We start from the raw sequence: 558 nt of genomic DNA, 5'->3' as shown, positions 1-558 counted from the left end.
CGCTGGCGTCGCCGCCCGTGCCGCCGCCGCCGCCGATGGACTGCGCCAGGATGCCGGTCGCGCCCGCGCCGGTGGTCGTAATGGTGCCCGAATTGATAGCCGAGACGTCCTGCGCGAAGCCGCCATCTCCGCCGGTGCCGCCCATGCTGGCGCTCACCGAGACGGACGCATCGATGCCGCGGAGATGCTCTTGGCAGCCGATGAGCCGCCATTGCCGCCGCCGCCGCCGATGGACTGCACCACGATGCCCATGGAATCGAGGCCGCTGGTGCCGATCTGTCCGGAACTGGTGACATAGACGTTGCGCCATAGCCGCCGGAGCCGCCGCTGCCGCCGAGCGCTACTGCGGCGGCGAAACTAGAGGCCCCGCGCTCTGCGACATGCGCGCTGCCGCCGGAGCCGCCGCCGCCGCCCACCGATTGGGGCGAGGATGGCCGAGGCCCGGTCGCCGGTGGTGGCGATGCCGGCCGTGTTGTCCACGTGGACGGTGCCGCCATGGCCGCCATCGCCGCCGGTGCCGCCGATGGTGAGAGCCAACGCCTTCGAGCGTGTCCGCCA

1 protein-coding gene is annotated in these 558 nt (G+C 72.8%); it reads right to left on the bottom strand.

The genetic code is table 11. The features are described 5' to 3' along the window. Positions 1 to 357 precede the first annotated feature (357 nt). Positions 358 to 558: hypothetical protein (locus AC2W7M_RS27135; RefSeq protein WP_486136346.1), on the bottom strand; the 201-nt coding region annotated here is incomplete at its 5' end.

It is taken from the genome of Xanthobacter sp. BG11Y11_SDJG (genome assembly GCF_057364445.1).
Note: the sequence above shows the minus strand (reverse complement) of the source record. Positions and strands in the feature narration are given on the sequence as shown.